The organism is Peribacillus deserti (assembly GCF_016909175.1).
Taxonomy (GTDB): Bacteria; Bacillota; Bacilli; order Bacillales; family DSM-1321; genus Paraperibacillus; species Paraperibacillus deserti.
This window is the reverse complement of record NZ_JAFBFI010000009.1, coordinates 117,838-143,210: the sequence shown is the minus strand read 5'-3', so window position 1 is coordinate 143,210 and position 25,373 is coordinate 117,838. Positions and strand designations below refer to the sequence as shown.

21 protein-coding genes, 1 pseudogene and 1 other annotated feature are annotated in these 25,373 nt (G+C 41.2%); of the genes and pseudogenes, 16 read left to right on the top strand and 6 right to left on the bottom strand.

Annotation, left to right across the window (positions count from 1 at the left end):
- Positions 1–27: 27 nt before the first annotated feature.
- The gene (gene mnmM / locus JOC77_RS11485) at positions 28–600 is read right to left on the bottom strand and encodes a tRNA 5-(aminomethyl)-2-thiouridylate-methyltransferase MnmM (protein ID WP_204543372.1); all 573 of its coding nucleotides are present in this window, start codon (positions 598–600) and stop codon (positions 28–30) included.
- Positions 590–1,561 (bottom strand): tRNA modification radical SAM protein MnmL/YtqA, encoded by a 972-nt coding sequence (mnmL, locus tag JOC77_RS11480; protein WP_204543370.1) that lies wholly within the window; start codon positions 1,559–1,561, stop codon positions 590–592. The genes mnmM and mnmL overlap by 11 nt, the downstream gene beginning before the upstream one ends.
- A gap of 209 nt (positions 1,562–1,770) precedes the next feature.
- On the opposite strand from mnmL, the gene JOC77_RS11475 reads away from it, so the two are divergent.
- The 9 genes and pseudogenes from JOC77_RS11475 (at position 1,771) to JOC77_RS11435 (ending at position 11,249) form a co-directional block, all read left to right on the top strand.
- Entirely contained in the window at positions 1,771–2,034 is a 264-nt protein-coding gene (locus JOC77_RS11475) for a YtzC family protein (protein WP_204543368.1), read from the top strand.
- 252 nt (positions 2,035–2,286) lie between these two features.
- Positions 2,287–3,489, top strand: coding sequence for an MDR family MFS transporter (locus JOC77_RS11470; protein ID WP_204543366.1), 1,203 nt, complete (start codon positions 2,287–2,289; stop codon positions 3,487–3,489).
- A 122-nt stretch (positions 3,490–3,611) separates the two neighbouring features.
- Positions 3,612–3,836: a binding site (T-box leader), on the top strand.
- A 58-nt stretch (positions 3,837–3,894) separates the two neighbouring features.
- A complete protein-coding gene (leuS, locus tag JOC77_RS11465) occupies positions 3,895–6,309 on the top strand; it encodes a leucine--tRNA ligase (protein ID WP_204543364.1) in 2,415 nt (804 codons plus the stop codon).
- Between the two features lie 127 nt (positions 6,310–6,436).
- A complete protein-coding gene (locus JOC77_RS11460) occupies positions 6,437–6,658 on the top strand; it encodes a hypothetical protein (protein WP_204543356.1) in 222 nt (73 codons plus the stop codon).
- A 506-nt stretch (positions 6,659–7,164) separates the two neighbouring features.
- Positions 7,165–7,755, top strand: coding sequence for a biotin transporter BioY (locus JOC77_RS11455; RefSeq protein WP_204543354.1), 591 nt, complete (start codon positions 7,165–7,167; stop codon positions 7,753–7,755).
- A 264-nt stretch (positions 7,756–8,019) separates the two neighbouring features.
- Positions 8,020–9,545, top strand: a pseudogene (locus tag JOC77_RS11450) (alpha/beta hydrolase).
- A gap of 152 nt (positions 9,546–9,697) precedes the next feature.
- A complete protein-coding gene (gene cysK, locus JOC77_RS11445) occupies positions 9,698–10,612 on the top strand; it encodes a cysteine synthase A (protein WP_204543352.1) in 915 nt (304 codons plus the stop codon).
- Positions 10,613–10,680: 68 nt separating this feature from the next.
- Positions 10,681–10,992 carry a rhodanese-like domain-containing protein gene (locus tag JOC77_RS11440; RefSeq protein ID WP_204543350.1) on the top strand — a complete coding sequence of 104 codons (312 nt, stop codon included), beginning with the start codon at positions 10,681–10,683 and terminating at the stop codon, positions 10,990–10,992.
- Between the two features lie 71 nt (positions 10,993–11,063).
- Positions 11,064–11,249, top strand: coding sequence for a sporulation protein Cse60 (locus JOC77_RS11435; protein WP_204543348.1), 186 nt, complete (start codon positions 11,064–11,066; stop codon positions 11,247–11,249).
- A gap of 318 nt (positions 11,250–11,567) precedes the next feature.
- Here JOC77_RS11435 and JOC77_RS11430 read toward each other — a convergent pair whose 3' ends face one another.
- Positions 11,568–12,533, bottom strand: coding sequence for a quinone oxidoreductase family protein (locus JOC77_RS11430; protein ID WP_204543346.1), 966 nt, complete (start codon positions 12,531–12,533; stop codon positions 11,568–11,570).
- A gap of 17 nt (positions 12,534–12,550) precedes the next feature.
- Complete coding sequence (locus tag JOC77_RS11425) at positions 12,551–13,828, bottom strand: BaiN/RdsA family NAD(P)/FAD-dependent oxidoreductase (RefSeq protein ID WP_204543343.1); 1,278 nt, start codon at positions 13,826–13,828, stop codon at positions 12,551–12,553.
- A gap of 161 nt (positions 13,829–13,989) precedes the next feature.
- On the opposite strand from JOC77_RS11425, the gene JOC77_RS11420 reads away from it, so the two are divergent.
- The 3 genes from JOC77_RS11420 to JOC77_RS11410 all read left to right on the top strand — a co-directional run bounded on the left by JOC77_RS11420 (position 13,990) and on the right by JOC77_RS11410 (position 17,874).
- Positions 13,990–14,871, top strand: coding sequence for a DUF4349 domain-containing protein (locus JOC77_RS11420; RefSeq protein WP_204543341.1), 882 nt, complete (start codon positions 13,990–13,992; stop codon positions 14,869–14,871).
- Between the two features lie 441 nt (positions 14,872–15,312).
- Positions 15,313–16,920: a putative polysaccharide biosynthesis protein gene (locus JOC77_RS11415; protein WP_204543339.1), complete on the top strand. Its 1,608-nt coding sequence runs from the start codon at positions 15,313–15,315 to the stop codon at positions 16,918–16,920.
- A 243-nt stretch (positions 16,921–17,163) separates the two neighbouring features.
- A complete protein-coding gene (locus JOC77_RS11410) occupies positions 17,164–17,874 on the top strand; it encodes a pseudouridine synthase (RefSeq protein WP_204543338.1) in 711 nt (236 codons plus the stop codon).
- A 129-nt stretch (positions 17,875–18,003) separates the two neighbouring features.
- Here JOC77_RS11410 and JOC77_RS11405 read toward each other — a convergent pair whose 3' ends face one another.
- Positions 18,004–18,225: a DeoR family transcriptional regulator gene (locus tag JOC77_RS11405; protein WP_204543336.1), complete on the bottom strand. Its 222-nt coding sequence runs from the start codon at positions 18,223–18,225 to the stop codon at positions 18,004–18,006.
- Positions 18,226–18,685: 460 nt separating this feature from the next.
- Here JOC77_RS11405 and pepV point away from each other — a divergent pair, with 460 nt between their 5' ends.
- Positions 18,686–20,098, top strand: coding sequence for a dipeptidase PepV (pepV, locus tag JOC77_RS11400; RefSeq protein ID WP_204543334.1), 1,413 nt, complete (start codon positions 18,686–18,688; stop codon positions 20,096–20,098).
- 130 nt (positions 20,099–20,228) lie between these two features.
- Here pepV and JOC77_RS11395 read toward each other — a convergent pair whose 3' ends face one another.
- Positions 20,229–22,529 (bottom strand): YhgE/Pip domain-containing protein, encoded by a 2,301-nt coding sequence (locus JOC77_RS11395; protein ID WP_239558719.1) that lies wholly within the window; start codon positions 22,527–22,529, stop codon positions 20,229–20,231.
- A 327-nt stretch (positions 22,530–22,856) separates the two neighbouring features.
- On the opposite strand from JOC77_RS11395, the gene thpR reads away from it, so the two are divergent.
- The 3 genes from thpR to JOC77_RS11380 are packed head-to-tail and all read left to right on the top strand — an operon-like array spanning position 22,857 to position 25,365.
- Positions 22,857–23,414 carry an RNA 2',3'-cyclic phosphodiesterase gene (gene thpR / locus JOC77_RS11390; RefSeq protein WP_204543326.1) on the top strand — a complete coding sequence of 186 codons (558 nt, stop codon included), beginning with the start codon at positions 22,857–22,859 and terminating at the stop codon, positions 23,412–23,414.
- Positions 23,415–23,441: 27 nt separating this feature from the next.
- On the top strand, positions 23,442–24,428 hold the full coding sequence (locus JOC77_RS11385; protein WP_204543318.1) for an NERD domain-containing protein: 987 nt from the start codon (positions 23,442–23,444) through the stop codon (positions 24,426–24,428).
- Complete coding sequence (locus JOC77_RS11380) at positions 24,400–25,365, top strand: diacylglycerol/lipid kinase family protein (protein WP_204543316.1); 966 nt, start codon at positions 24,400–24,402, stop codon at positions 25,363–25,365. The genes JOC77_RS11385 and JOC77_RS11380 overlap by 29 nt, the downstream gene beginning before the upstream one ends.
- Positions 25,366–25,373: the final 8 nt, after the last annotated feature.

The following is a 25,373-nucleotide window of genomic DNA, read 5'->3' as shown; positions in this document are numbered from 1 at the left end:
TACTTCCGGATCACCCTGTTTATTTGTCTATCTCTTTTCAATAGCTATGATAAATGGCGGATCGTTCACCTGGTTTATAAATGCATATTGGAGAACATGAGCCATATCCTGAGGAATGGAGGATATAAAAGAAAGAAGAGAATCTCTTTCCAGTTTTCCTTCGGGATGGCCTTGGTAGATGACAAGCACAATGATACCCTCTGGGGCCATCCATTCAAGAAGCTGCTGAACAGCCTGGATAGTGGTTTCCGCTTTAGTTACAACGCTTTTGTTTCCTCCCGGCAGATAACCAAGGTTAAATATGGCGCCTTTTATCTTGCCTGCATGAAGTTCAGGGATGCTTGTTTGTATATACTGATGCCCTTTTAAAAAAAGGGTAACCTGCTTTGAAAGGTTATTCGCTTCTATTCTTTGTTTCGAATGATCTACGGCTGCTTCCTGAATATCAAAGCCATACACATGTCCGCTTTCTCCAGAGAGAGAAGCAAGGAACACTGTATCGTGGCCGTTTCCTAATGTAGCGTCCACCGCTATATCTCCTTCTGAGACGGCGGATTGTAGAAGCCTGCGGGCAAATGGCAGTATTCTTTCAAGTTTCATATATGCCTCGCGCAGAATGATTGTAGTATTTTCCCTGCCAGCTGTTTCTTCTTTTTAATTCGGCATCTATAGAGTTTAAAACCTGCCATTTATTCACACTCCACATAGGACCAATCATTAAATCAATAGGGCCGTCCCCCGTTATCCGGTGAACAATCATGTGAGGCGGCAAAATTTCAAGCTGATCGCAGACTAATTGAATATAGTCATCAAATGAGAGAAACTTCAGCATGCCTTTTTCGTACTGCTTCACCATCGGAGTTCCTTTTAAAAGATGAAGCAAATGGATTTTTATTCCTTGAACATCCAGCTTCGAAACTTCCCGGGCCGTTTCCATCATCATTTCCTGGCTTTCAAGCGGAAGCCCGTTAATAATATGAGTACAGATGCGAATACCGTGTTTTCTAAGCTTTTCTACACCTTCTTTATAGCATTCGTAATCATGTGCCCGATTAATCAGAAGGGCTGTTCGTTCATGAACCGTCTGCAAGCCAAGCTCAACCCATAAATACGTGCGCTGATTCAACTCTGCAAGATAGTCAATTACATCATCAGGAAGACAATCGGGTCTGGTGGCGATAGACAAACCAACCACTCCTTCCTGCTTCAGTACGCTTTCGAATTTTTTTCTGAGCACTTCGACAGGAGCATGTGTATTTGTATAAGCCTGAAAATAGGCCATATACTTTCCATCTTTCCATTTTGTGTGCATTTTATCCTTGATGTCATGGAATTGCTTCTCAAGGCTGTCTGCACGATCGCCTGCAAAATCACCAGAGCCTGCCGCGCTGCAAAACGTACAGCCGCCATGTGCAACAGTCCCATCACGGTTTGGGCAGTCAAAGCCGCCATCTAAAGCAATCTTAAACACCTTATGGCCAAACTCATTGCGGAGATGATAATTCCATGTGTGATACCTTTTATCATCCGCTGCATATAAAAAAGCATGATCAGCACCCACTTCTCACATTCCTCCTTCTATCTAAACTCCATTTATATAAATTCAGGCTGATATCCAAATCTTCGCATACATAAAAGCTATTTTACCATAAAGCTCTTCTCTCGGGGGACTGTCCCTATTTCCCAGATTATTTCCCTGATAATCGCAGGCTGGGCAGGTACACTAAAAGAGATGAAGAAGTTTCATCAGAGTCGAAGGAGGGTCCTAAAATGGCAACTCATGAATCTGTGGATAACTTTTTAAAGCAATGTGAAGAAACACTGAGTTTGGCAAACGAACAGTTTCAGGACGGATCTTTGCAGGAGCATTATAATGATGATGTTTACATTCATGCTCAAGCGAGGGTTGAAATGACTGTGAACGAACTCGAGCGGTTAAAGCGCAGTGCAGATCAGCAGCAAAGGTATCAGCTCGATAGAATGAGAATGCGTCTGCAGGACATCCAAAATGACATGATTCTTCTTGATCACTAAAATAATTGAGACTCTATAGTGCGGGCCTGAAAAACCATTACCCTGATATACCGGGTAATGGTTTTTTTATGACACGCTTTTCGCAGCAGTTATTTAAGGTGAAATCATAACGGTCTGCAGGAATGAAACTCGAATTTTCTGTGAATGTGTCATACCTGCGATAGAGGAAAAATAACCATTGCAATCCTAAAGTAAAATCATTAAAATTGTTTTGGTGTTCGAAACATTTTAATACAAAAGGGGGAGTCAAATTTGCCTCGAAACCTTTGGCTGCTCATAATTGGAATGGTTATAAATGTAACCGGAAATTCTTTTCTTTGGCCATTGAACGCGATCTACATACACGACCATCTTGGGAAATCTCTCTCCGTAGCAGGATTCGTGTTAATGGCAAATGCGTTTGCATCTGTAATAGGAAATTTAATGGGCGGAAGTCTGTTTGATAAAATTGGCGGCTACAAAACGATTCTTATTGGGATTTCTATTTCACTATCTGCTTTAATTGGACTGACTCTAAATCATACCTGGATTTATTATGTCGTTTTTTTAATTATTATCGGTTTTGGAACAGGAATCGTATTTCCTTCTTTTTATGCCATGGCAGGATCTGTGTGGAAGGAAGGAGGCAGAAAAGCATTTAATGCTATCTATATTGCCCAAAACGTAGGGGTAGCAGCTGGTTCAGCCATGGGCGGCCTTGTTGCCTCGTATTCCTTTGACTACATTTTTCTTGCTAATACGCTTATGTATATTTTGTTTTTATGTATTGTTCTGTTTGGTTTCAAGGGCATTCAGCATGCCGATGGTCCATCTGCAGCGGCTGGAATCCTATCAGAACAGCCTCCAGTCAAGGATTTTTCTAAGATGAGTGCTCTTCTAATGCTTTGCTTTGGATATCTTCTATGCTGGATCGGATATGTGCAGTGGCAGTCAACGATAGCCTCCTATACTCAAGAAATTGGAATCAGTTTGAAACAATACAGTATTTTATGGACTATTAACGGAGCGTTGATTGTTTTTGCACAGCCTGCTGTTAATCTTTTTGTAAATAACTTTTTAAAAAAAGTAAAATCGCAGATTATATTAGGAATTTTCATTTTTATTGGAGCTTTTGTTATGGCTTCCTATGCAAATGGTTTTTCAGGGTTTTTAACAGCTATGATGGTTCTTACGATCGGAGAAATGTTTGTCTGGCCAGCGGTTCCAGCACTCGCTGATAATCTGGCCCCAAAAGGAAGAGAAGGGTTTTATCAAGGCGTTGTGAACAGTACAGCTACCGGCGGGCGGATGCTTGGGCCGACCATTGGAGGAATCCTTGTCGATTTTTATGGAATGAGCATGATGTTCATCGTGCTGATTATATTATTTATCATCGCTATAATGACAACTGCCTTCTACGACAGAAACCTTAGGACAAATGAGGAAGCAGACCTGACTCCTGTAAAAGCTGGCTAAGCCTAAGAAAGAGAACTATTTCCAATTTTGTGAATATAAATGACTAAACCAGGGTAACATGAGTGAAAAGTCAGCTTGCATTTTAATTCATTATTTACTAAAATATGAATAACTATCATATTAAAAAAGCTTTGATAAGGAGTAGTAGCAATTAGAACTCGCCTTAGAGAGTTGACGGCTGGTGCAAGTCAACCGAGATTGATTGTGAACTCGCCTTTGAGTTACAGGCATGAAGAAATTAGTGTCTGTCGCATAATCCGCGTTAAGGATTTCGAGCGGGTGCAATGCATCATTGCACTAATTTGGGTGGTACCGCGGGAGATATAACAAATCCTCTCGTCCCTCTTTTATGGAGGGGCGAGAGGATTTTTTGAGTTTATTAGAAGTTTTTAGGAGGAAAAAGCAATGAATTTTTTTCACAAAAAGATTGAAAAAAAGTGGCAGAAATATTGGGACGAAAATAAAACCTTTAAAACGGACGAAGACAAAGATAAAAGAAAATTCTATGCACTTGATATGTTTCCTTATCCATCTGGTGCAGGGCTGCATGTTGGCCATCCAGAAGGATATACAGCAACAGACATTATTTCTCGTCTGAAAAGAATGCAAGGCTATAAAGTATTGCATCCTATCGGCTGGGATGCGTTCGGTCTTCCGGCTGAGCAGTATGCTTTGGATACAGGAAATGATCCAGCAGAATTTACGGTACAGAATATCAATACTTTCCGCCGCCAGATTAAAGAGCTTGGTTTCTCTTATGACTGGGACCGCGAAGTGAACACGACCGACCCGGATTATTATAAATGGACACAGTGGATCTTCCTTAAGCTGTATGAAAAAGGTCTTGCCTATGTGGATGAAGTGCCTGTTAACTGGTGCCCGGCACTGGGAACTGTTCTTGCTAATGAAGAGGTAATTGACGGGAAGAGCGAGCGGGGCGGTCATCCTGTAGAACGCCGCCCAATGAGACAATGGATGTTAAGGATTACGGCTTATGCGGACCGTCTTGCTGAGGATCTTGAGGAATTAGATTGGCCGGAAAGCCTTAAAGATATGCAGCGCAACTGGATCGGCCGTTCTGAGGGAGCAGAGCTTGAATTTGCTATTGAGGGCAAGGAAGGATCATTCAGAGTCTTTACGACCCGTCCGGATACTCTATTTGGTGCAACTTACGCGGTACTGGCACCCGAACATCCTTTGGTAGGAAAAATAACTACAAGCGAGCAGCGAAGCGCGGTTGAAGCTTATCTGGATAAAGTAAAGCATAAGAGTGATCTGGAAAGAACCGATCTTGCCAAAGAAAAAACTGGTGTTTTCACTGGCGCTTATGCAATCAATCCGGTAAACAATGAAAAAATGCCTATCTGGATTGCTGACTATGTGCTTGCCACGTATGGAACTGGAGCCATCATGGCGGTGCCGGCTCATGATGAGCGCGACTTCGAATTTGCAAAACAATTCGATCTTCCGGTTGTTGAAGTGGTTGAAGGCGGAGATGTAAAAAAGGAAGCCTACACTGGTAATGGCAAGCATATTAATTCGGATTTCCTAAATGGAACAGAAAAAGAAGAAGGCATTAAGCAAATGATTTCCTGGCTTGAGGAAAAAGGCATAGGAGAAAGAAAAGTTACCTACAGACTTCGTGACTGGCTGTTCAGCCGCCAGCGTTACTGGGGCGAGCCTATACCGGTTATTCACTGGGAAGATGGAACAAGCAGTGCAGTCAGTGAAGAAGAGCTTCCGCTTGTACTGCCTAAAACAACAGAAATCAGGCCATCCGGAACAGGGGAATCCCCTCTTGCAAATATTGAAGATTGGGTGAATGTTACAGATGAAAACGGCAGAAAAGGCCGCCGTGAAACGAATACAATGCCGCAATGGGCGGGAAGCTGCTGGTATTATCTTCGTTATATTGATCCTGATAACAAAGAAGCTTTGGCTGATGCAGAAAAGCTGAAAGAATGGCTTCCTGTAGATATTTATATCGGCGGAGCAGAACATGCCGTTCTTCACTTGCTTTACGCAAGATTCTGGCATAAATTCTTATACGATATTGGGGTTGTCCCAACAAAAGAGCCATTCCAGAAGCTATTCAACCAGGGAATGATTCTTGGGGAAAATAATGAAAAAATGAGTAAGTCCAAAGGAAATGTGGTAAACCCTGATGAAATCATTGAAAGCCATGGGGCAGACACCCTTCGCCTTTATGAAATGTTCATGGGGCCGTTGGATGCCTCCATTGCATGGTCCACAAATGGTCTTGATGGCTCTCGCCGCTTCCTAGACCGCATCTGGCGCCTTCTGGTTGAAGAAGACGGTTCACTTTCTGCTAAGATTACAGATGCAGAAAGCAGTCAGTCACTTGAAAAAGTGTACCACCAGACGGTTAAAAAGGTGACCGAGGACTTCGAGGGTATCCGTTTTAATACAGCTATTTCTCAATTAATGGTATTTATTAATGAAGCTTATAAGGCAGAAGAAATTCCAAAAGCATATGTAGAAGGTTTCGTAAAAATGCTTTCTCCAATCTGCCCGCATATTAGTGAAGAGCTTTGGGAAAAACTTGGCCACACAGAAACGATTACGTATGCAGCATGGCCGGCTTATGACGAAGCGAAGCTAGTTGCTGATGAAGTGGAGATTGTCATTCAGGTTAATGGGAAAGTAAAACATAAGCTGATGGTACCGGCTGGTGCCAGCAGAGAAAAGCTAGAAGAAATTGCGATGGGCGACAATGAAATTAAAGAACAAATCAGCGGAAAAACAGTCCGCAAGGTAATTGCCGTACCAGGCAAGCTGGTCAATATAGTAGCCAACTAATATTAATAGCCAAACAGCATCAGGAAATTCCCTGATGCTGTTTTTTATATACAAAAAAAGGAAAAAATGGACTAGATCTATCATTCAAGGGAAAACTAATTTTTATTAATAGGTAGGAGGCCCAGTAATGAAAAACCACAGATATTTGCTGAAAGATTCCTTTCAGGCCGAAAGTCTTGCTGAGGACTTGAAGGTTCAGCTTGAGGTGAACCGCTTTGATAACTATACGATCACACCGGTTGCCTCACGCAACGAACTGATTGTCCAAGTGCCGGATGCTGCGGGTGATCTTGAAGATACTGTAGATCAATTTATGGCAGATTATCATCAGGGAAAAATGCTGGAATAATAAGGGTGAAACTCTCCTTGAGGGGAGTTTTTTCTTTTTTTAGATTGTGTAGATGCTTGCTTAGGAGCTGGCTGGGCTGGGGGGGACAGAAGAATCCCCATAAAGTACGATTTACCCCTCGTAAAATCCTGGTTAACCCTCGCAAATTTCATTTAACCTCCATAAAATTTCAATTACTCCTCGTAAACGTGTGTATACCCCTCATATATTGACGGTCTACCTTATAGAAATTGTTGGAGTAACTCTCATAATACCCAGTCTCTTGCTAAAATAATAAATTCCACAAAGAACTAGAATTTTTTATGTTGAAAATCAATACTTTTTCACAAAACCTGTCCGTATAATGCATACCATCTATCCATAAAGGACCTCAGAGCTTTTCGTTTGCTCGGCAAGCCTTATCCTCCCGGATAAGAATTAAATGTTAACTAACTTATATTTAAGTTGACAAAACTTCGCCACGCATTTATGTTTAAATTATCAAACAATACTCGAGGAGAGAGAAAATGAAGCTAAGACCTATTGATCTGACATTAGCGGGAATGTTTATAACATTAATGGCTATTGGGGCAAATATAACTTCTATTGCTCCATTTATGATGGTTGGAAGTGTTCCGATCACCCTGCAGACTTTTTTTGCGATATTAGCTGGAGTTATACTTGGAAGCCGTCTTGGAGCCATTTCCATGGTTGGTTATACATTGGCGGGTCTTGTAGGAATTCCAGTTTTTGCTAAGTTTGGAGCAGGCTTTTCAACTATATTCAGTTCAAACTTCGGCTTTATCATTTCATTTATTTTTACAGCTTATATAGCAGGGAAAATAGTTGAGAGATTTAAGAGTGCAGGCGCGTATATAACAGCATCGCTGATCGGAATGGCAGTCAATTATCTGTTCGGGACGAATTGGATGTACATGGCTTTCAAATTGTGGGCTGCTGCTCCTCCTGCTTTTAGCTATAAAGTGGCCTGGTTATGGATGATGGCTCCTCTGCCAAAAGATATCATACTGGCCGTTTGTGCCGGTTTAATGGGGCATCGTCTTGAAAGAACGGTTTTATCAAAAGGACAATTTAAATACTTGAAGCGTGCTTCCTAATTCTACAAAGGGCAGTTTTACTTATATGTAAAAACTGTCCTTTCTTTATAATCAGATAGTACAGAAATGCGGAAAATTCCAATTGAACGGAAGGGTTGTGCCTGGTGTTTCCGTAATTGAGGAAAAAAAGGGATCTGTCCCATATAAAAATATAGGAATTAACAGTAATTAAGCATTATTACATACTCTGTGCTTTTTTGGCACAGAACTTGCTTGGTTTACTATGTAAGCGATTACAAATAACTTATCTGGAGGAATGATGTGATGAAACGTAAGCTGATGGCATTGGCTTCAGCGATGATTCTTGCACTGCCAATTGCCGTTCCAGGAATGCAGGTGAAAGCCTCTGAAACAGCCATAATACCGGGTGCGCAAAATGTTACACTCACAGAATTTGATGGAAAAAATGGAAACTGGCTCACGACTAAAATCCTGCACAGTTTGAGGCTGCAAGCGTATTTGGTAATAAGGGCCTGGCTCCATTTTATTGGGGAGATTCTACTGCTAAAACAGGCTGGTATCATATGTATAAGCCTGCCGAAGTAAAAGGTAAGCAGGTTAACGGGCAATTTGAAGATGCAAAGTTTGTAATCCGGGTTCCAGATCAATGGAATGGAAAACTGATAGTTGCGGGAATCCCGGCAACTCGAAATGAAACATCTACAGATTTACTATTCAGCGATTTTGTTCTAGCTAAAGGGTATGCTTTTGCCGCAACGGATAAAGGCACACAGGGAGAAGCGGATCCAGCTGATCCATTTGCGAAATCAAAAAATGCACTTGCCTCAGAAGACGATAGTATGGCTGAATGGAACATTCGTTTCAGGGAGCTTACCAAAGCTGCACAAGCCTACCTCCAAAAAAATTACGCTGCTCAATTGATTGATCAAAAAGATAAGAAAAATCCAGCAAGCAAGCTCGTATCACGGAACCATCCCATTCCCACTTATGCAATAGGAATCTCCAATGGAGGCTATGTAGTCCGCTATGCGTTAGAACATGATCAAAAGCAAAAAGGCAGTCATCTTTATGATGGAGGCGTGGACTGGGAAGGAGTTCTCTGGAGAGCGAATGATCCTAATTTAATTACTTCTTTAACACCGGTTGTAAAACACGCATTCACTGCTCTGTATGGAGCGGGGGAAGAAAAGGTAAAGTCAGTGAAGGAACTATATAAAGCTGGTCTTCCACAGGGGTCTGAAAGCCTTTGGGCATATCATGACCAGATTTATTGGTTTATTACGTTAAATATTTACCGTGATGAATTTGACCCGGGCGCACCAGGCCAGATCGAATGGCAAAAGTATCTAAACTTTCTTTCCAATGGTACACGCGACCGCACATATGATGATATTTTTAAAAACTATGACTATAACAAACGTCCGCTCGGCGTGAAGCAAAATGTTAAAAAGATACAAAATATTGGAGACATTAACGTCCCGCTTATCAGTGTAACCGGTTCCCTGGATTCGTTGATTTTTCCGTCGGTCCATGCGTATCCGTATCAGCAGCTGATTCAGGAAAAGGGTAAGGCACACCTGCACCGCTTATACACGATAACAAATGGAAACCATGTTGATGGTCTGGTCTGGAGTCCAGCAGCTGATACCCAAAAACAACTTCAGCCGCTGCTTCCATATGTTCATCAATCTTTCAATATGCTGGTAGACTGGGTAGAAAATAGACACAAAGCTCCAAAAAGCAGGGCCATACCAGTACCAAAGAAAACAGGAAAGGTGATAGATATTAAGACAGGAAGGGAAGTAGACCCTTTACGTATAGATCAATAAGGTGAAATAAACCGAAACTCTTTTCGAAAAAGGGTTCGGTTTTTTCATTTCTGGAATAATGATAGAAGTTCAGGTGTTGGTAATACTATAAATGTTTTTGTTAATATAAAGGTACTAGTTTTACTTTTTAAAATAAGGGAGTTTTTGTTCAAATGAAAGTCGTCAATAATATTCTTGAGCTGATTGGTGATACACCAGTGGTCCGCTTGAATAGATTAGTTCCTGAGGGAGCAGCAGATGTATTTGTTAAACTCGAAATGTTTAATCCATCTAAGAGTGTAAAAGACAGGGCGGCTTATAACATGATAAAGAAGGCAGAAGAAGAAGGGCTCCTAAAACCAGGGGATACGATCATTGAGCCTACCAGCGGCAATACGGGTATCGGGCTTGCTATGACCGCCGCCGCAAAGGGTTATCGTGCCATTTTGGTTATGCCGGATAATATGACAAAAGAAAGAATCAACATTTTAAAAGCATATGGAGCAGAAGTGGTGCTCACTCCAAGCGTTCAAAAGATGCCTGGTTCAATTGCTAAAGCTCTAGAGATTAAAGAAAGCATCCCAGGAAGCTTTATTCCGCAGCAATTTGAGAATCAGGCAAATCCTGACATTCACCGGGAAACAACCGCTGTTGAGATATATGAGCAGATGGACGGGGATGTAGATGCTTTCATTGCGACTGCTGGAACAGGAGGAACGGTTACGGGTACTGGTGAAAAACTTAAGGAATTAATACCGGATATATATATTGCCGTTGTCGAACCTAAAGGCTCTCCCGTTCTTTCCGGAGGAAGTCCCGGCCCTCATAAATTAGTAGGAACAAGTCCTGGCTTCATTCCAGACATTTTAAATACGGAAATTTACGACGAGATTATTCAAATTGCAGACGAAGATGCAGTGGATACCTTTAGAAAGCTGGCAAGGGAAGAAGGCCTGTTTCTTGGATTATCTGCAGGAGCTGCTGTGTTTGCAGCTATTGAAATAGCAAAACGCCTTGGAAAAGGAAAAAGAGTATTGTGCATTGCCCCTGACAGCGGGGAACGATATTTAAGCATGGAATTGATTTAGCAGACATTGGATGCCTTATCTTGATAGGGAACTATCTTACTAAGATTTTTTGAGAGGAAGATACGATAATGGAAGAACTAAAAACGATAACAACAGATGAACTGCAAGAGAAGATTGAGAGAGATGAACAGCTTCTTTTAGTGGATGTCCGCGAAGATGAAGAGGTAGCAACAGGAATGATTCCGGGCGCGGTTCATATAAAAATGGGAGATATTCCAGAAAAGCTGGATGAGCTGGATAAAGATAAAGAATATATTTTCATTTGCCGATCTGGCGGAAGAAGCGGCAATGTTTGCCACTATCTGCAGGATCAAGGATATAAAGTCCGCAATATGACAGGCGGAATGCTTAATTGGAAGGGCGAGAAAGTATTCAAATAAACAATTCTGAATTGAATAAAAAAGGACTCTGCTGTAAATACTAGTATAAAAAGTATTGGGAGAGACCGGCCGTGATTCAAGTAAAGCTATTTGACTATGAACACGAAAAAGATCTGGAAAAAGGAATGAATACGTTCCTTAAGGCTATTCAAGAAGACCAGCTTGTTGATATTAAATACAATGTTGCTGCTATGAGTGAAGAAGAAGAGGACCAGATTTATTGCTTTAGCGCAATGGTTATCTACCGCAAGAAATGAGGCACCCTGTAAATTCAGGGTGTTTTTTGATTAGCAGCGGTGTAAAACTGAAGGGGGGCTAAAAGCCCCCCTTTTAATTTGAATTTCTTTCTTGAATTATATTTTCAATAAAAAAGAATGCCCGTTCTTACATAATTCCCGCTTAACATGATTTCCCCCGCCCATAGTCTGTAAGTTAAATTGAAAGTATCCTGATGCCATTCATAGTTCTTTAAATGAAACAGAGTTATCTTCTGACATTCTGTGCCTGGTTAAATCGCATCTGTACAATGGTATAAAAAAGCAGCCTTTATCCAAACGGATAAAGACTGACTTTTTTTATGGAATTAACAAAATTTTACCAGTGCTTTTTCTGCTTTCTATTAACGCATGAGCCTCTCGGCCGTCCTTCAGGCTGAAGACTGCAGGAGGTGCGATTCGGATGGCCCCATTTCTTATCCATTCAAATAGCCTGGAAGATCTGTTTATTCTTTCTTCGCTAGAAGTGAGATAGTTCCAGAGATCCCCGCCGGTTAATGTTTTGGAGGTATCCATCAGCATTCTCGGGTCAACAGGTGCTGGATCGCCTCCGGCCATTCCGAAGAATACGACTGTGCCTCCAATTCTGGCAGCCTGGAAGCTGTCTGTTAAAGTGGAACCTACAGATTCGTAGACCACATCCACTCCCTTGCCATCTGTAGCAGCAAGGACTTTCGCTTTCCAGTCCTCATCATATAGGTACACTTCTTCAGCGCCGGCTTTAAGTGCTGTTTCTCTCTTCTGTTCAGAGGAAGTAAGGCCGATTGCCTTTGCACCCATATGCTTCGCGATTCCCGTAAGCAGCTGTCCTACACCGCCCGCCGCTGCATGAATCAGCACCGAATCTTTAGCTTTTAATGGATAGCTGTCATGAGTTAAATATTGTGCGGTCAATCCCTGCAGCATTAAGGAAGCTGCTGTCTCATAAGATATATCATCCGGCAGTGGGATGGCATGCGCGGCAGGAACCGCCGCCAATTCGGCATTTGCATAAGGTACATCGGCAAACGCAATTCTGTCGCCAGGTTTAAAGCCGGTGACTGAGTCCCCGGTTTTAACTACCACTCCAGCACCTTCATACCCTAGAATATATGGCGGTTCACCAGCAAGGTGATAATTTCCCTTTCGGCGGTAGACATCAGCAAAATTCAGCCCGATTGCCTTCATTTCAACGAGAATATCATTGCTTCTAATGATCGGATCAGGAATTTCGGTATATGTTAGAACTTCGGGTCCTCCGAATTCTGAGAATACAAGTGCTTTCATTAATTGTCTGCCCCCTTTCAGTTCATTTTTACCTGTTTACTATATAAGGCGGCATTCAACCCTGCAAGTCTGCCGGTTACAAGAGCAGAGGTAATATTATAGCCCCCGGTGTAGCCGTGGATATCTAATATTTCACCGCAGAAATATAGTCCGTCCATAAATTTTGAAGACATTTCTTTTGGATGAATTTCTTTTACAGATACTCCGCCGCCGGTAACGAATGCCTTTTCAAGGGATAATGTGCCATTCACTTGAAAGGTAAATTCTTTGCAGATATCTGCCAAGCCGCGTATCTTTTCATGAGACACAGTTGAGCCGGGTGCTTGCAGATCTATCCCCGCTTTTTCAAGCAGGAAATGAAGATATCTTTCGGGCAGCAAGCCTTTGAGTGTATTTTTTACGGCCTTTTTTGGTTCTTCTTTGATTAATTTAAGTATGGACTGGAAAATTTCTTCTTTATTTTGTTCGGGTAAAGCGTCTAATTTCATCGTGACTGTGTTGAGATTCCATTTCTTCATGGCCTTCACCACAAATTGGCTGCAGCGCAGTACGGCTGGACCGGAAATCCCAAAATGGGTAAAAATCATATCCATTTTATGAGTGATAATTGGTTTTCCCTTTGGATTCAGTACACTTAAGTCCACATCCTGCAAAGATAAGCCTTGAAGTGTTTTATCCTTAATGAAAGGCTCAGCCGATGTTACAGGGACTTCAGTAGGGAACAGATCAGTAATCGTATGGCCTGCTTTTTTGGCCCAGGCATAGCCGTCGCCTGTAGATCCGGTATGCGGGACGGACTTGCCGCCTACTGCAAGAACAGCTGCTTTTGCAGTGATCTTCTGTCCCTCTTTTAACACAACTCCCGTTACTTTACCGTCTTCATAGAGAACATCCTTAACGGGTGAGTTAGTATATATCTTTACTTTTAATTGGTTCAGTCTTGTTATAAGGGCATCAACAACATTTTGGGCCTTATCTGTAACTGGAAACATACGGCCATGATCTTCCTCTTTTAAAGTGATACCCAGGTTCTCGAAAAAGTTGATAATATCTTCATTGCTGAATTCGGAAAAGGCGCTATATAGGAAGCGCCCGTTTCCTGGTATATGCTTTACGATCTCATCTATAGGCAGGCGATTTGTTACATTACATCTGCCGCCGCCTGAAATAGCCAGTTTCCTGCCAAGCTTTTGTCCTTTATCAATCAGGAGGACCTTAGCACCCTTTTCACCTGCAGCAATGGCAGACATTAAACCTGATGGGCCGCCCCCTATTACAATTACATCATATTCCATCTATATCACCCTGACTTTTTTACTAATAATCTTGATCTTATACTTTCAGTTTAATCAAAGAGTGACTTTATTATAAAGCATAACTCTTTGATTAAAAACTTTTGAGAATATAAGCAACATTTTGCTGAAGGTATACGTCTAAACAAAAAAGGGGGATTTCTATGAAAAAAGTGAATCATCTGTTTCTCTATTTCACGGTAATCGTTTTAGCTTTTTCCCTGGCTGCATGCTCCCATTCCAAAGAAGAATCAAATTCGAGTGAATCCGGCATGAAATCATCCAAAAGTGATTCAGCTATGGATAAAAGCACGGAAAATATCGGTACTGTGGAAGACGATGGCAAGTCTGAAGAAACCCAGCGGAAAATCGTCTATCAGGCTCAGGTTGAATTACAGGTAAAAGACTTTGGAGACAGTCGGGCTCTGATCGAAAAAGAAGTCCAAAACGTTAAAGGGCAGATGATTAACCAGGAGGTATTTAACACGGAAGGAAATAACCAGGAAGGTACCTTTACACTCAGGGTTCCTCAGCTTTCATTTCAGGATTTCCTCCGCAGACTGCAATCGCTAAAGGGAATTAAAGTCACAAGCCAGAATATCCAGGGAAATGATGTTACGGAAGAATACGTCGATCTCTCTTCAAGATTAAAGGCGAAACAGGCAGTTGAGGCACGCTTGTATGAATTTATGAAACAAGCGAAAAAAACGGAGGAGCTGCTTCAAATATCGCGGGATTTGGGTACGGTTCAGGAGGAAATAGAAAATATAAAAGGGCGCATGCAATTCCTCGATAAAAATAGTGAAATGAGCTCAGTAACTCTTCTTATAAGAGAAGACAAAGTGATTATACCAGACATTGATTCTAAGGAACTTAATACCTGGGAACGAAGCAAACAAAGCTTTGTCCAAACCTTGCAGGGATTAATCTCCGTTATATCAAGCTTTTTAGTGTTCTTAATTGGAGGCTCTCCTGTATTGGTTCCAATATTTTTGATAGGTGCAGGAATATGGTATTGGTATAGGAAAACAAGAAGAAATGAATAAATACATGCATGCAGGGGCTGGCAATGAGTCTTGGATGAGCCTCCAGTATTGAGTGGATTCATCCTTACGCAAAGAGTATTCTAATCGCGCGTATATGTTAAAAATCGCGCACAGGAGACAGACAATCGAGCGTAAATTTCAAATATCAAGCAAAGAAAGAAGAAAATCACGCATTAACGAAATCCAGCGTCTAAGCTTTCCCAAGGAGGATGATTCACTCATCCTTTTTTAATGTAATAACCGTCAACCACAAATTACGTATAAACTAGGGCAGGGGTTTATCTTCTGGGATATTTTCCCTAATTGTAAACGTTGGAAACTGAGAGTACACTTGCAAGAGTAAATTATTTTTATGGATAGACAGTTCTTAATAAGGGTTTTTGAAGATTTATGATATGATTAAGAGCGTGTTTAATTTGTACCTGCATAGGAAGGGATTATATGTCATCTAAGCTTGTAAGGGGCACTTTTGTCCTTACGATAGGCATGGTCTTATCAAAAGTATTGGGCCTGCTTTATGTTGTTCCATTTGATGCAATAGTTGGTGAAAAAGGATTTCAATTATACCAGTATGCATATGTACCTTATACCATTTTTATAAGTATTGCTACAGCAGGTGTACCCCTGGCTGTTTCAAAATTTATTGCAAAATATAATGCCCTCGGAGAATATGAAGTAGGAAGGAAGCTGTTCAGATCCGGTCTTAAAGTCATGATGGCAACGGGTATTCTCGCTTTCATACTGCTTTATCTACTGGCTCCGGTCTTTGCGAGAGTAAGTGATGCCCCGAATTTTACAGTGGGAGAGGTAACATCTGTTATCCGGGCTGTAAGCTTTGCCCTTATTCTCATTCCATTTATGAGTCTGATCCGAGGTTTTTTCCAGGGTCATGAGTCGATGGGACCGACTGCGGTATCCCAGGTGGTTGAACAGCTGGTTCGGATTGTCGTATTGCTTGGGGGAGCATTTGTTGTCCTTAAAGTCATGGATGGAAGTCTGGTAACGGCTATCAGTATGGCTACATTTGCTGCTTTTATTGGCGCTATTGGAAGTTTAGCCGTATTAATCTGGTATTGGATCAAAAGAAAACCATCCCTTGATAAACTGTTAGAAGAGGACAAGGGCACACTTAATATTTCACTCAAAGAAACTTATAAAGAAATTATCATATATGCCGTTCCTTTTGTTTTTGTTGGGATTGCTATGCCTTTATTTCAGTGGATTGACTCATTAACCTTCACAAGAGCGATGACGGATATCGGCCTTCGTGAAGAGTCAGGACATGCTATAGGAATTCTTAATGTATCGGCACAAAAGCTGGTTATTATTCCAATGACACTGGCTACCGGTTTTTCGCTGAGCCTGGTACCGAATATAACGAAGGCATTTGTTGAAAATAAATATAACGCGTTTACCAATCATTTGAATCAAGCTATTCAAATTTTGCTCTTCTTGACCTTTCCGGCGGTGGTAGGAATGTCCCTGCTTGCTAAGCCGGTGTATTCTGCTTTTTACGGATACGATAAGTTAGGGGTAGAAGTGCTGCAGACTTATGCACCCGCCGCTATTCTGTTTGCCCTGTTTTCTATAAGTGCAGCTGTTTTGCAGGGGATTAATCAGCAGAGATTTACCATCTTAAGCTTAATGATTGGAATTCTGCTGAAGCTCAGCCTGAACATTCCGTTGATTCACCTTTTTCAAACAAAAGGGTCTATTTACGCCACCAGCATTGGATATCTGGCAGCGAGCTTAGTGAATTTATATGTAATCTATTACTTTACAGGCTATCGCTACTCTCTTGTTATCAGAAGGACCATTCTTATGGCTGTCCTTACATTATTCATGGCAATAGCCGTTATTCTTGTACATAGCGTACTTGATGTATTCCTTAATACGGAAGCAAGAATTCAGGCTTTGATTGTAGCAGGTTTATGTGCAGCAGCGGGCGCAATCGTGTATTTCCTGCTTTCCTTAAAATCAAAGCTGGCCCAAAAACTTTTTGGTTCTAGAATTGAAAGACTTCAACAAAGATTAGGATTAAAAGGGTAAGCGTCTAAAGGTCATCTAGAGGATGGCCTTTTTTTAAACAGGGTATCCATGAAGGACATAGAGATATTAACGCAGGTTATTTGCTCCTGCCTGATAGCAGTTATTACTAAAAAGGTGTTGGCCTTTAGGCAGATCAATTTAATTGAAGGCAGGCAGGTTTAGAAGTTAAATCGTAATAAAAGTCAGCAAAGCATTAGATTAGAAGCCTAGTATAAAATCTCCGCCGTGAAAGGAATGTAAGCAATGAGGATAGATAAACTGCTTTCCAATATAGGCTATGGCAGCCGGACAGAAGTAAAAAAGCTTCTGAAAACCGGAACTGTGAAAGTAAATGATGCGTCTGTAAAAGATCCCAAACAACAGGTGAATCCTAGTGAGGATATCGTAACTGTGTCAGGTGACAGGGTAGAATATAGAGAGTTTATTTATTTGATGATGAACAAGCCGCAAGGTCTGCTGTCGGCAACAGAGGATGCCTCTCAGGGGACGGTGATAGATTTGCTTGAACCAGAGGATGCTGTGTTTGAGCCGTTTCCTGTAGGAAGGCTGGATAAAGATACAGAAGGATTTTTGCTCCTGACCAATGATGGCCAGCTTGCCCATCAGCTTTTATCGCCGAAAAAGCATGTGACTAAAACGTATTTTGCAGTCATTGAAGGGGAGGTCACCGAAGAGGATATAGAGGCTTTTCGGGCAGGTGTCCTCCTTGAGGATGGCTACCTAACGAAGCCGGGGAACTTAGAAATTCTGAAGCAAGGATTAATGAGTGATGTGAAAGTAACGATTACAGAAGGTAAATACCATCAAATAAAAAGAATGTTCGCCGCGGTCGGCAAAAGAGTAGTTTATTTAAAACGCATATCTATGGGAGCTCTTCCGCTAGACGAGGAGTTAGAGCTGGGGCAGTACAGGGAGCTTACGGAAGAGGAGCTCGCACAGCTTAAGGGTGAATAACAGAGTTTCACAAGAGTCCTAAATAAGGGCTCTTTTTTTTACAAAAATCTATTTTCTATGAAATAACAAAGAAGCAGTATGATCACACTGCTTCTTTGTAAGTTAATATGGAGTTAATAAATAGGGGAACTATGAGGTTAACTTCACTTTTTTGGCTGTTGTAGTCCAAAGACCCCTGCTGGGACTTTGTATCAGTTCATTATAAGCTAATACATTCAAATCTCTTTGAATGGTCCTTGGAGTGATGCCGAATTCTTCTACAAGGTCTTGTGTTGTGACTGTACCTTTTCTCCTGATAAATACATACATGGATTTGATACGTGTTAACATTCGATTTGTTGAAGGTTTCACTTAAACCACTCCTTATTATTATTCCAAAAGGCTGACCTTTACATGAATCATAAATAATATGGGTCTTTTTAATCTGTCTTATACAGAGGACTTTCCTTAAGTACCCCTCCTTTTCCCAGCCGTTGTTGTGCTTCTTGTGATTTTATTGTAACTAAATTAAACAGCAGTTGCTATAAGGAAAAGGAAAATTAACAAAATATTAACTTAATGATCTTTATCACTAAATCATACGTAATAAACCTTGTAAAATATTCTAGTAAAATGATGTTTTGGATTATGGTATCGTGATCAGGTGATGGAGCCTTAAAGGGTTTAAATAACAATTGTGGATGAAGGGCTTCCTAAGAAGATTAGTCTAGGAATAAAATGGTATACTCTACTTATAACTGAATGCTGTCTGCATCCCTTGAGGCAGTTTTGCACAATTCAAAGGAACATACTTAAAAATGAGGTGGTCTCTATGAAACAAGTCGAGTGGCAAAAAGAAGTAGAAGAACGGAAAGAGCAGCTAATAGCAGATACTCAAAAGCTTTTAGCAATCCGGAGTGTTCTTGAAGAAGACGAAGAAGGAACACCGGAGGCTCCCTTTGGGCAAGGGATTCAGGAGGCTTTGGAGTTCATGCTGGATATGGGGGCAAAAGACGGTTTTTCAGTTAAGAATGTTGATAATTTCGCTGCCCATATTGAAATGGGACAGGGAGAAGAAATTGTCGGGATTCTGTGCCATCTTGACGTTGTTCCTGAAGGGGACGGCTGGACGTCAGATCCTTATGCTGCTGAAATCCGTGATGGAAAGATTTTTGCGCGTGGAGCCATTGATGACAAAGGGCCTACCATGACAGCTTATTATGCTATGAAAATCATTAAAGAACTTAATCTGCCTCTTTCGAAGCGGGTAAGAATGATTCTTGGAACGGATGAAGAAACACAATGGAGATGCGTAGAGCATTATTTTAAGAAGGAAGAGATGCCTGTTCTAGGATTTGCTCCAGATGCTGATTTTCCCATTATATACGCAGAAAAAGGGATCTGGGATCTGCACCTGACTCAGGAGCTGCAGGATTCAGAAGCAGAAGCAGAACTAGATGTGCTGGAGTTTTCCTCAGGAAGAAGATTGAATATGGTACCGGATTACGCAGTTGCCAAAGTGCAGGTACAAGAGGCAGAAGAACTCAAGGACGATTTTCATTTGTTTCTTCAGAAGCATGAGCTGAAAGGAAGGGCAAAAGAAGGCGCAGACAGCCTTGTATTGGAGATTGAAGGGGTATCTGCTCATGGGGCTGAGCCTAACAATGGAGTAAATGCAGGATTATACCTTTCCGCGTTTTTTGCTGGAAAGAAGCTGCCTAAACAGGCGAAGAATTATTTTGCTTTCCTTCATGACCACTTCTTTGGAGATTCAAGGGGAAGGAAGCTGGGACTGGAATTTACAGACGAGATTACAGGTGATCTGACCATCAATGTTGGTACAATGAAATATACAAAAGAAAAGGGTGGAAAAGCGGGGCTTAATTTCCGATATCCTGTGACCTATGAATATGAAAGAGGAAGCGGTGTTCTTGAAGCAGCTGCAAAGGAGCATGGATTTTTATTAAGCACAGTTACTCATAATCCTTCACATCATGTGGAAGAAAGCAGCTTCCTTATTCAAACTCTAAAAAAAGTGTATGAAGAAGAAACAGGGGAAGAAGCAAAGCTATTAGCTATTGGCGGCGGAACCTATGCCAGATCGCTAAAACAAGGTATCGCCTTTGGACCTCTTTTTCCAGGCAAGGAAGAGAGAGCGCATCAGTTTGATGAATTTATTGAAATTGAAGACATGCTTAAAGCAGCTGTCATATATGCAAAAGCCATTTATGAACTTGCGAAATAATTTTTTTCTGTACAAGACTATTTATGTCAGTAAGGAACAAACCGGCCTATTCATGCGGCCCGGGGAACCAAAATAGACTTAAAGCAAAAAAAGGATGACTCCGAGCTTATGTGCTCAGTCATCCTTTTTTTTAAGCCTTTTGTTCTTCCAGGCCATGTCCTCTATTAAAACTTATCATAAAGAAAGCCAGTGAACAGAGAATGGCAGCCGAAAAGAATACGGCAAGAATGGCGGTGTTATGCCACATGAAATCAAAGTCTCCTGTTGAAATAATTGTTCTGAAGGCAGCAACCGCATAAGTCATAGGCAAAAATTTAGCGACGCCCTGCAGGATTTCTGGCACTAGTTCAATCGGATAGGTTCCCGCGCTGCTCACGAGCTGCGCAACCAGCACCAAGATTGCAATGAAACGTCCCGGATTATCCAAGGCAGTTACGAGAAATTGAACGATGGCAAGGAAGGTCCAGCTTGTAAAAATACTTAATAGAATAAACAACGGTATACTTTTCACTTCTAAACCAAGCAGGCCAATCAGAACCAGGTCAGCAAGCACCGCCTGGACCATTCCTATAGTTAATAATACCCCGAGCTTTCCAGAAAACCATCCGAGGCCGCTATGCGGCATGACGGCAGGCCTGCGAAGAGGGAAAATAATAGATACTACTAATGAACCTACAAATAAGCTTAACGGAAGGAAATAAGGAGCAAAACCTGTCCCGTAGTTAGGTACACGGTTCAGGTGTGTTTCCTTCACTTGTACTGGACTGGCAAACATATCGTACACCTGGTCGTTTGCTTTTACGTTTCCTGCATCCTTAGATCCATCCTGCAATTTGTTCTGTAACTCACCAGCACCGGAGGATAGTTTTCTCATGCCATTTACTAAATCCCCGGTTCCTCCATTTAACTGATCGATGCCAGTTAGGAGACTCATCGAACCGCCTGAAAGCTTAGACATTCCATTTACAAGTCCTTCTGAGCCCCCTGACAGATTTCCAAGACCATCCGATAGTTGGTTAGAGCCAGCTGCCAGACGGTTAGTGGCTTCTTCCAGCTGTTTCGATCCTTCAGCAAGCTTAGCTAAGCCGGCAGAAAGGTTCCTGCTGCCAGTTTCAAGTTTTAATCCGCCTGTCTGCGCTTCTTCCAGTTTCGCCCCATAGGCAGTTAAGCCCTGAACCATGCTGTTTTGTCCAGCAGCTGCCTGATCAGCACCATTAGAAAGCTTGTTTGCGCCAATATTGATTGCATCCGCTCCATCCGCAAGACCGCTTAATCCCGTGTCGACTTTTCTGCTGCCTTCCGTCAGCTCCTGTAATTTTCCTTTTAATTGTTCAAGCTTTGCCTTTTCTGCAGGATTAGAGCTCTGCTGAGACATAGACTCCACCTGTGCAGTAATTTGACTGAGGCCGCTGCTTACTGTTTCTGAGCCAGATCTTGTTTGTTCGGCACTCTCTTTCCAATGGCCGGTTTGAGAAGCAAGATTATTCGCTCCAGTTCCTATAGCATCCGTGCCAGCCTTCACTTTCTGGGCTCCATCTAGAAGCTTGGCCTGGGCGGCTTTCATTTGTCCCAAGCCGCCATTCAGCCCTTGAAGTCCGCTTGCAAGGACGTTCGCACCTGCATTTGCAGATTGAATTCCTTCTGAGAAAACAATGGACTTTTCAGCGATAGTCCGGAGATTAGCCGTTACAGATTCGGTGCCTGATTTAACGGTTTTAATGCCGCTGTTAAGCTGTGTAGAGCCTTTAAGCGCAGTGTCTATGCCGTTTCGTAAATAATTTGCGCCTTTTTTAGCTGAGCTTATTCCTTTGTCAATCCGGCCAGCCCCGTTTTCTGCAGATTCAATTCCGTTGTGAAGCTCGCCAGCCCCTTTACTTGCCTCTTCAAGGCCCTTTGAAACATCTTTAATATTATTAAACATAGCTTCTGCATATGTTTTAGTAACAGCATTGGCCACTTCTTCTTTAATCTGGCCTATTGCTGAATCGCCAATTTTTGAAGTCAGATAATTGGCACCTTCATTGGGCGTGTATAATAGCTCTAAGCTTTTAGGCTCGCTGCTTTGAAGAGTCGCTGCATTTTTTGAAAAATCCTCCGGAATTTCAATTTCAATATAATAATCCTGATTTTGCAAACCTCTTTCAGCCTGCTTTGGTTCAACAAAATGCCAATCAAATTTTTTCTCCTTTTTTAATTTGTCAACAAGGTCAGCACCGACTGTAAGACTCTTGCCATTATAGGAGGTTCCTTTGTCATTATTGACAACAGCGACAGGCAGCTTGTCGACATGTCCATAAGGATCCCAGAATGCCCAAAGATAGGCTCCTGAATAGATCAATGGAATAAACATAATTCCTATAATAGCTACAAGCAGCTTTTTAGTTTTAATAATGTTATAAAACTCACCTTTTAATGATGATAAAACCTTCAAAGTAATTCTCCTTTATCTAATAAGTAAATGAATATATAAGACTGACTATAATGTTCATGTAGTCATAACGGGATAAAAAAGAAGGATCTCTCTCAAGATGATCCTCATTATAACCAAAAAGTGACTAAATGGTCATTGTGGTCAATTAGTTATATGAAGAATATATCATACCTTCTTTTACTTAACAAGGTTCGTATTATAGAGTCTGTATCGAAAAGCAGGGATGAAATCAGATTAAAAATGGGTACATTAAAATAACCGAGCGGCAGCCTGGAAGTTCTTTCAACTTTATTTGCCAAAATACAGAAAAGATAGGAAGATATATATATGACGAATTCAAACTATTTCTATGCCTTAAAACTTCCTAATGAAGCAAAATATTATATTCATGAAAATCTCACTGAACTAAAGGATAAATTAACTTTTAATAAATGGGTGCATCCGGAGGATTTTCATATTACATTAGCTTTCCTTGGAAAAGTGGAGGAAGAAAAATTAAAGGACTCTATACAAAAAGTAAGAAATTCATGTTTGGAACAGCCAGGTTTTTCATTAAAACTGACAGAACTGGGTATATTCGGCCCCGCCGCATCTCCAAGGATCTTATGGGCTGGTGTTCAGAATGAAGACAGACTATACAGCCTGCAGAAAGCGGTGTACATCTCGTGTGAGGAGGCTGGCTTTTTACTGGATAAAAAACCATTTAAGCCTCATATTACGGTAGCTAGAAAATATAAAGGAGACAATAAATTTAATCCCGATTCATTAAGCACTCTGGGGGAATTCACATTTACTGCAGACAGATTCACATTATATAAGACAAATATAGGGATGAGCCCAAGTTATGAGACTATTCAGGACTTCAACCTTAATATAATGGAATAAGAGAAGATAAGGAGGCAAGATATTTCAATGGGACAGCTTATAAAGCTCCAAGATTATATTTCAAGATATGAGCAGGATATATATAGATATCCTGCTCAATTCGTGAGGCTGAAAAAACAACAATGGACTCAGTTAAAAGCTGCCTATCTGGCTGGAGAGCTTGAGACATTAGGTTCTGAACCTGCACCCGATGAAAAAGAGATGGCTGAAGAGAAAGAAAGTGTTCTTTCTAAGATGAAGAAGATTCTCAAGGGCAGGCAGGAGATTGTGGAAGATTATCGAGGACCAGCCGTAGAGAGCCCTGATGCTGAACTTGATCTTTTGTTTGCTGTCACCTCAATGCCTGATAATTTGGATGAATTAAAACGCATGTTCCTCAATAAGGTTTTCCGATTTCAGCTGAAATGGGTCAGTTCCACGATTCGAGAAAAGTCATATATAGATCAAGTATATTTCTTTGATGAAAAGCTTAAATTTTTTCTTCAGAGATTTCCGGACAATTTCCTTATATTATATAAACCTATCTTTCTAGTGAAAAATGCACCCATAGAATTAGAGGTGATTTTAATATCACCTATAGAAACCTGGTGTATCACCATTCTTGAGGGAGAAGAAGATGCCGCATTTATAGGGTCAAAGGAACGTTTTTGGTTAAAGCGGCATCATGTGCACGGAGACAAAAAAGTTTTAAATCCTCTTTTGTCGGCCAATCGAACGGCTAATATTGTGTCAAACATATATTCATCATTTGGAATTGAATCCCCTGTTAAAAAAGCGGTACTCACCAGGAACGGATATATGGATTATCCAGCTGCGCCGCATGATATTGTTTTTGTAGATAAAAAGATATATGAGAATTGGCTGGATAGAATGAGAAGTATTTCTTCACCGCTTAAACATAACCAGCTTAAGGCAGCGAAAGTTTTGTTAGATTATTGTCAGACCACATATAATAAGAGATTGGAATGGGATGAGGAGAAAGAAGATGCCAGTGAAGGAGAGTATAGAGAATAAAGGGACACAATTACCAATATACTTCATAATCAACCCGCAAGCACAAAATGGCGGAAGTCTTACACTATGGAGAAAGATAGAAAAAGTTCTAATCAGCCAGAACATGCACTATAGTGCCCGCTTTACAGAGAGACCGGGCCATGCAGCAAAAATAACTCAACAAATACTATCTTCTACAAGCCTTACGATCATTCTTGTTTCCATTGGAGGAGACGGCACTTTACATGAAATTATAAACGGAGCCGCCGAATATCACAATGCAGTCATCACCTGCATTTCAGCTGGATCTGCTAATGACTTTTCTAGAGGGTTCAGCGGCCCGAGAAATGTGATTGAGCTGCTCAGCGTAATTCGCCAGGATAAAATCGAGCCTAAACTCATTGATATTGGGGAAAGCAGAATCGGGGATAAGAGAGTGTTATTTGTAAATTCATTGGGTATGGGTATTGATGCAGAGGTCTCTAATTTGGTGAACCTTTCTGCCTGGAAGAAGTATTTTAATACCCTGAAGCTGGGAAAACTTATTTACATACTCTTTTTCTTGAGAAAGCTGTTTTCTTATCGGCGTCCAGATATACATATAGAAATAGATGGAAAAAGTCGGACCTATTCGAAGGTATGGTTCATCGTTGCGGCAAATCAGCCCTACTTTGGGGGTGGAATAAAAATTGCCCCGAAAGCGGTTCCTGATGATGGGTTGTTAAATATGATAATCGTACATGATATTTCTCCGCTTAAGCTGCTGTTTGTATTTATTACTGTTTATTGGGGCGGCCATTTAGGGATAAAGAATGTGGAGAGCTTTTCTTGCAGGGAAATTATCATTTCATCCACAAAGAAAACTGCAATACAGACGGATGGAGAAATAGCAGGATACTCTTATGCCAGAATAAGAGTACTTAAAGAAAAACTCAACATACTGCCTAGAAGAATTTAAGGAGGGAA

Bases quoted from the DNA above. Each gene is read 5' to 3' on its own strand.
- thpR (WP_204543326.1), top strand. From the start codon at position 22,857: ATGACGAATTCAAACTATTTCTATGCCTTAAAACTTCCTAATGAAGCA.
- JOC77_RS11455 (WP_204543354.1), top strand. From the start codon at position 7,165: ATGAAGCTAAGACCTATTGATCTGACATTAGCGGGAATGTTTATAACA.
- JOC77_RS11420 (WP_204543341.1), top strand. From the start codon at position 13,990: ATGAAAAAAGTGAATCATCTGTTTCTCTATTTCACGGTAATCGTTTTA.
- JOC77_RS11425 (WP_204543343.1), bottom strand. From the start codon at position 13,828: ATGGAATATGATGTAATTGTAATAGGGGGCGGCCCATCAGGTTTAATG.
- JOC77_RS11380 (WP_204543316.1), top strand. From the start codon at position 24,400: ATGCCAGTGAAGGAGAGTATAGAGAATAAAGGGACACAATTACCAATA.
- JOC77_RS11415 (WP_204543339.1), top strand. From the start codon at position 15,313: ATGTCATCTAAGCTTGTAAGGGGCACTTTTGTCCTTACGATAGGCATG.
- JOC77_RS11460 (WP_204543356.1), top strand. From the start codon at position 6,437: ATGAAAAACCACAGATATTTGCTGAAAGATTCCTTTCAGGCCGAAAGT.
- cysK (WP_204543352.1), top strand. From the start codon at position 9,698: ATGAAAGTCGTCAATAATATTCTTGAGCTGATTGGTGATACACCAGTG.
- JOC77_RS11430 (WP_204543346.1), bottom strand. From the start codon at position 12,533: ATGAAAGCACTTGTATTCTCAGAATTCGGAGGACCCGAAGTTCTAACA.
- JOC77_RS11410 (WP_204543338.1), top strand. From the start codon at position 17,164: ATGAGGATAGATAAACTGCTTTCCAATATAGGCTATGGCAGCCGGACA.
- leuS (WP_204543364.1), top strand. From the start codon at position 3,895: ATGAATTTTTTTCACAAAAAGATTGAAAAAAAGTGGCAGAAATATTGG.
- JOC77_RS11440 (WP_204543350.1), top strand. From the start codon at position 10,681: ATGGAAGAACTAAAAACGATAACAACAGATGAACTGCAAGAGAAGATT.
- JOC77_RS11475 (WP_204543368.1), top strand. From the start codon at position 1,771: ATGGCAACTCATGAATCTGTGGATAACTTTTTAAAGCAATGTGAAGAA.
- pepV (WP_204543334.1), top strand. From the start codon at position 18,686: ATGAAACAAGTCGAGTGGCAAAAAGAAGTAGAAGAACGGAAAGAGCAG.
- mnmM (WP_204543372.1), bottom strand. From the start codon at position 600: ATGAAACTTGAAAGAATACTGCCATTTGCCCGCAGGCTTCTACAATCC.
- JOC77_RS11385 (WP_204543318.1), top strand. From the start codon at position 23,442: ATGGGACAGCTTATAAAGCTCCAAGATTATATTTCAAGATATGAGCAG.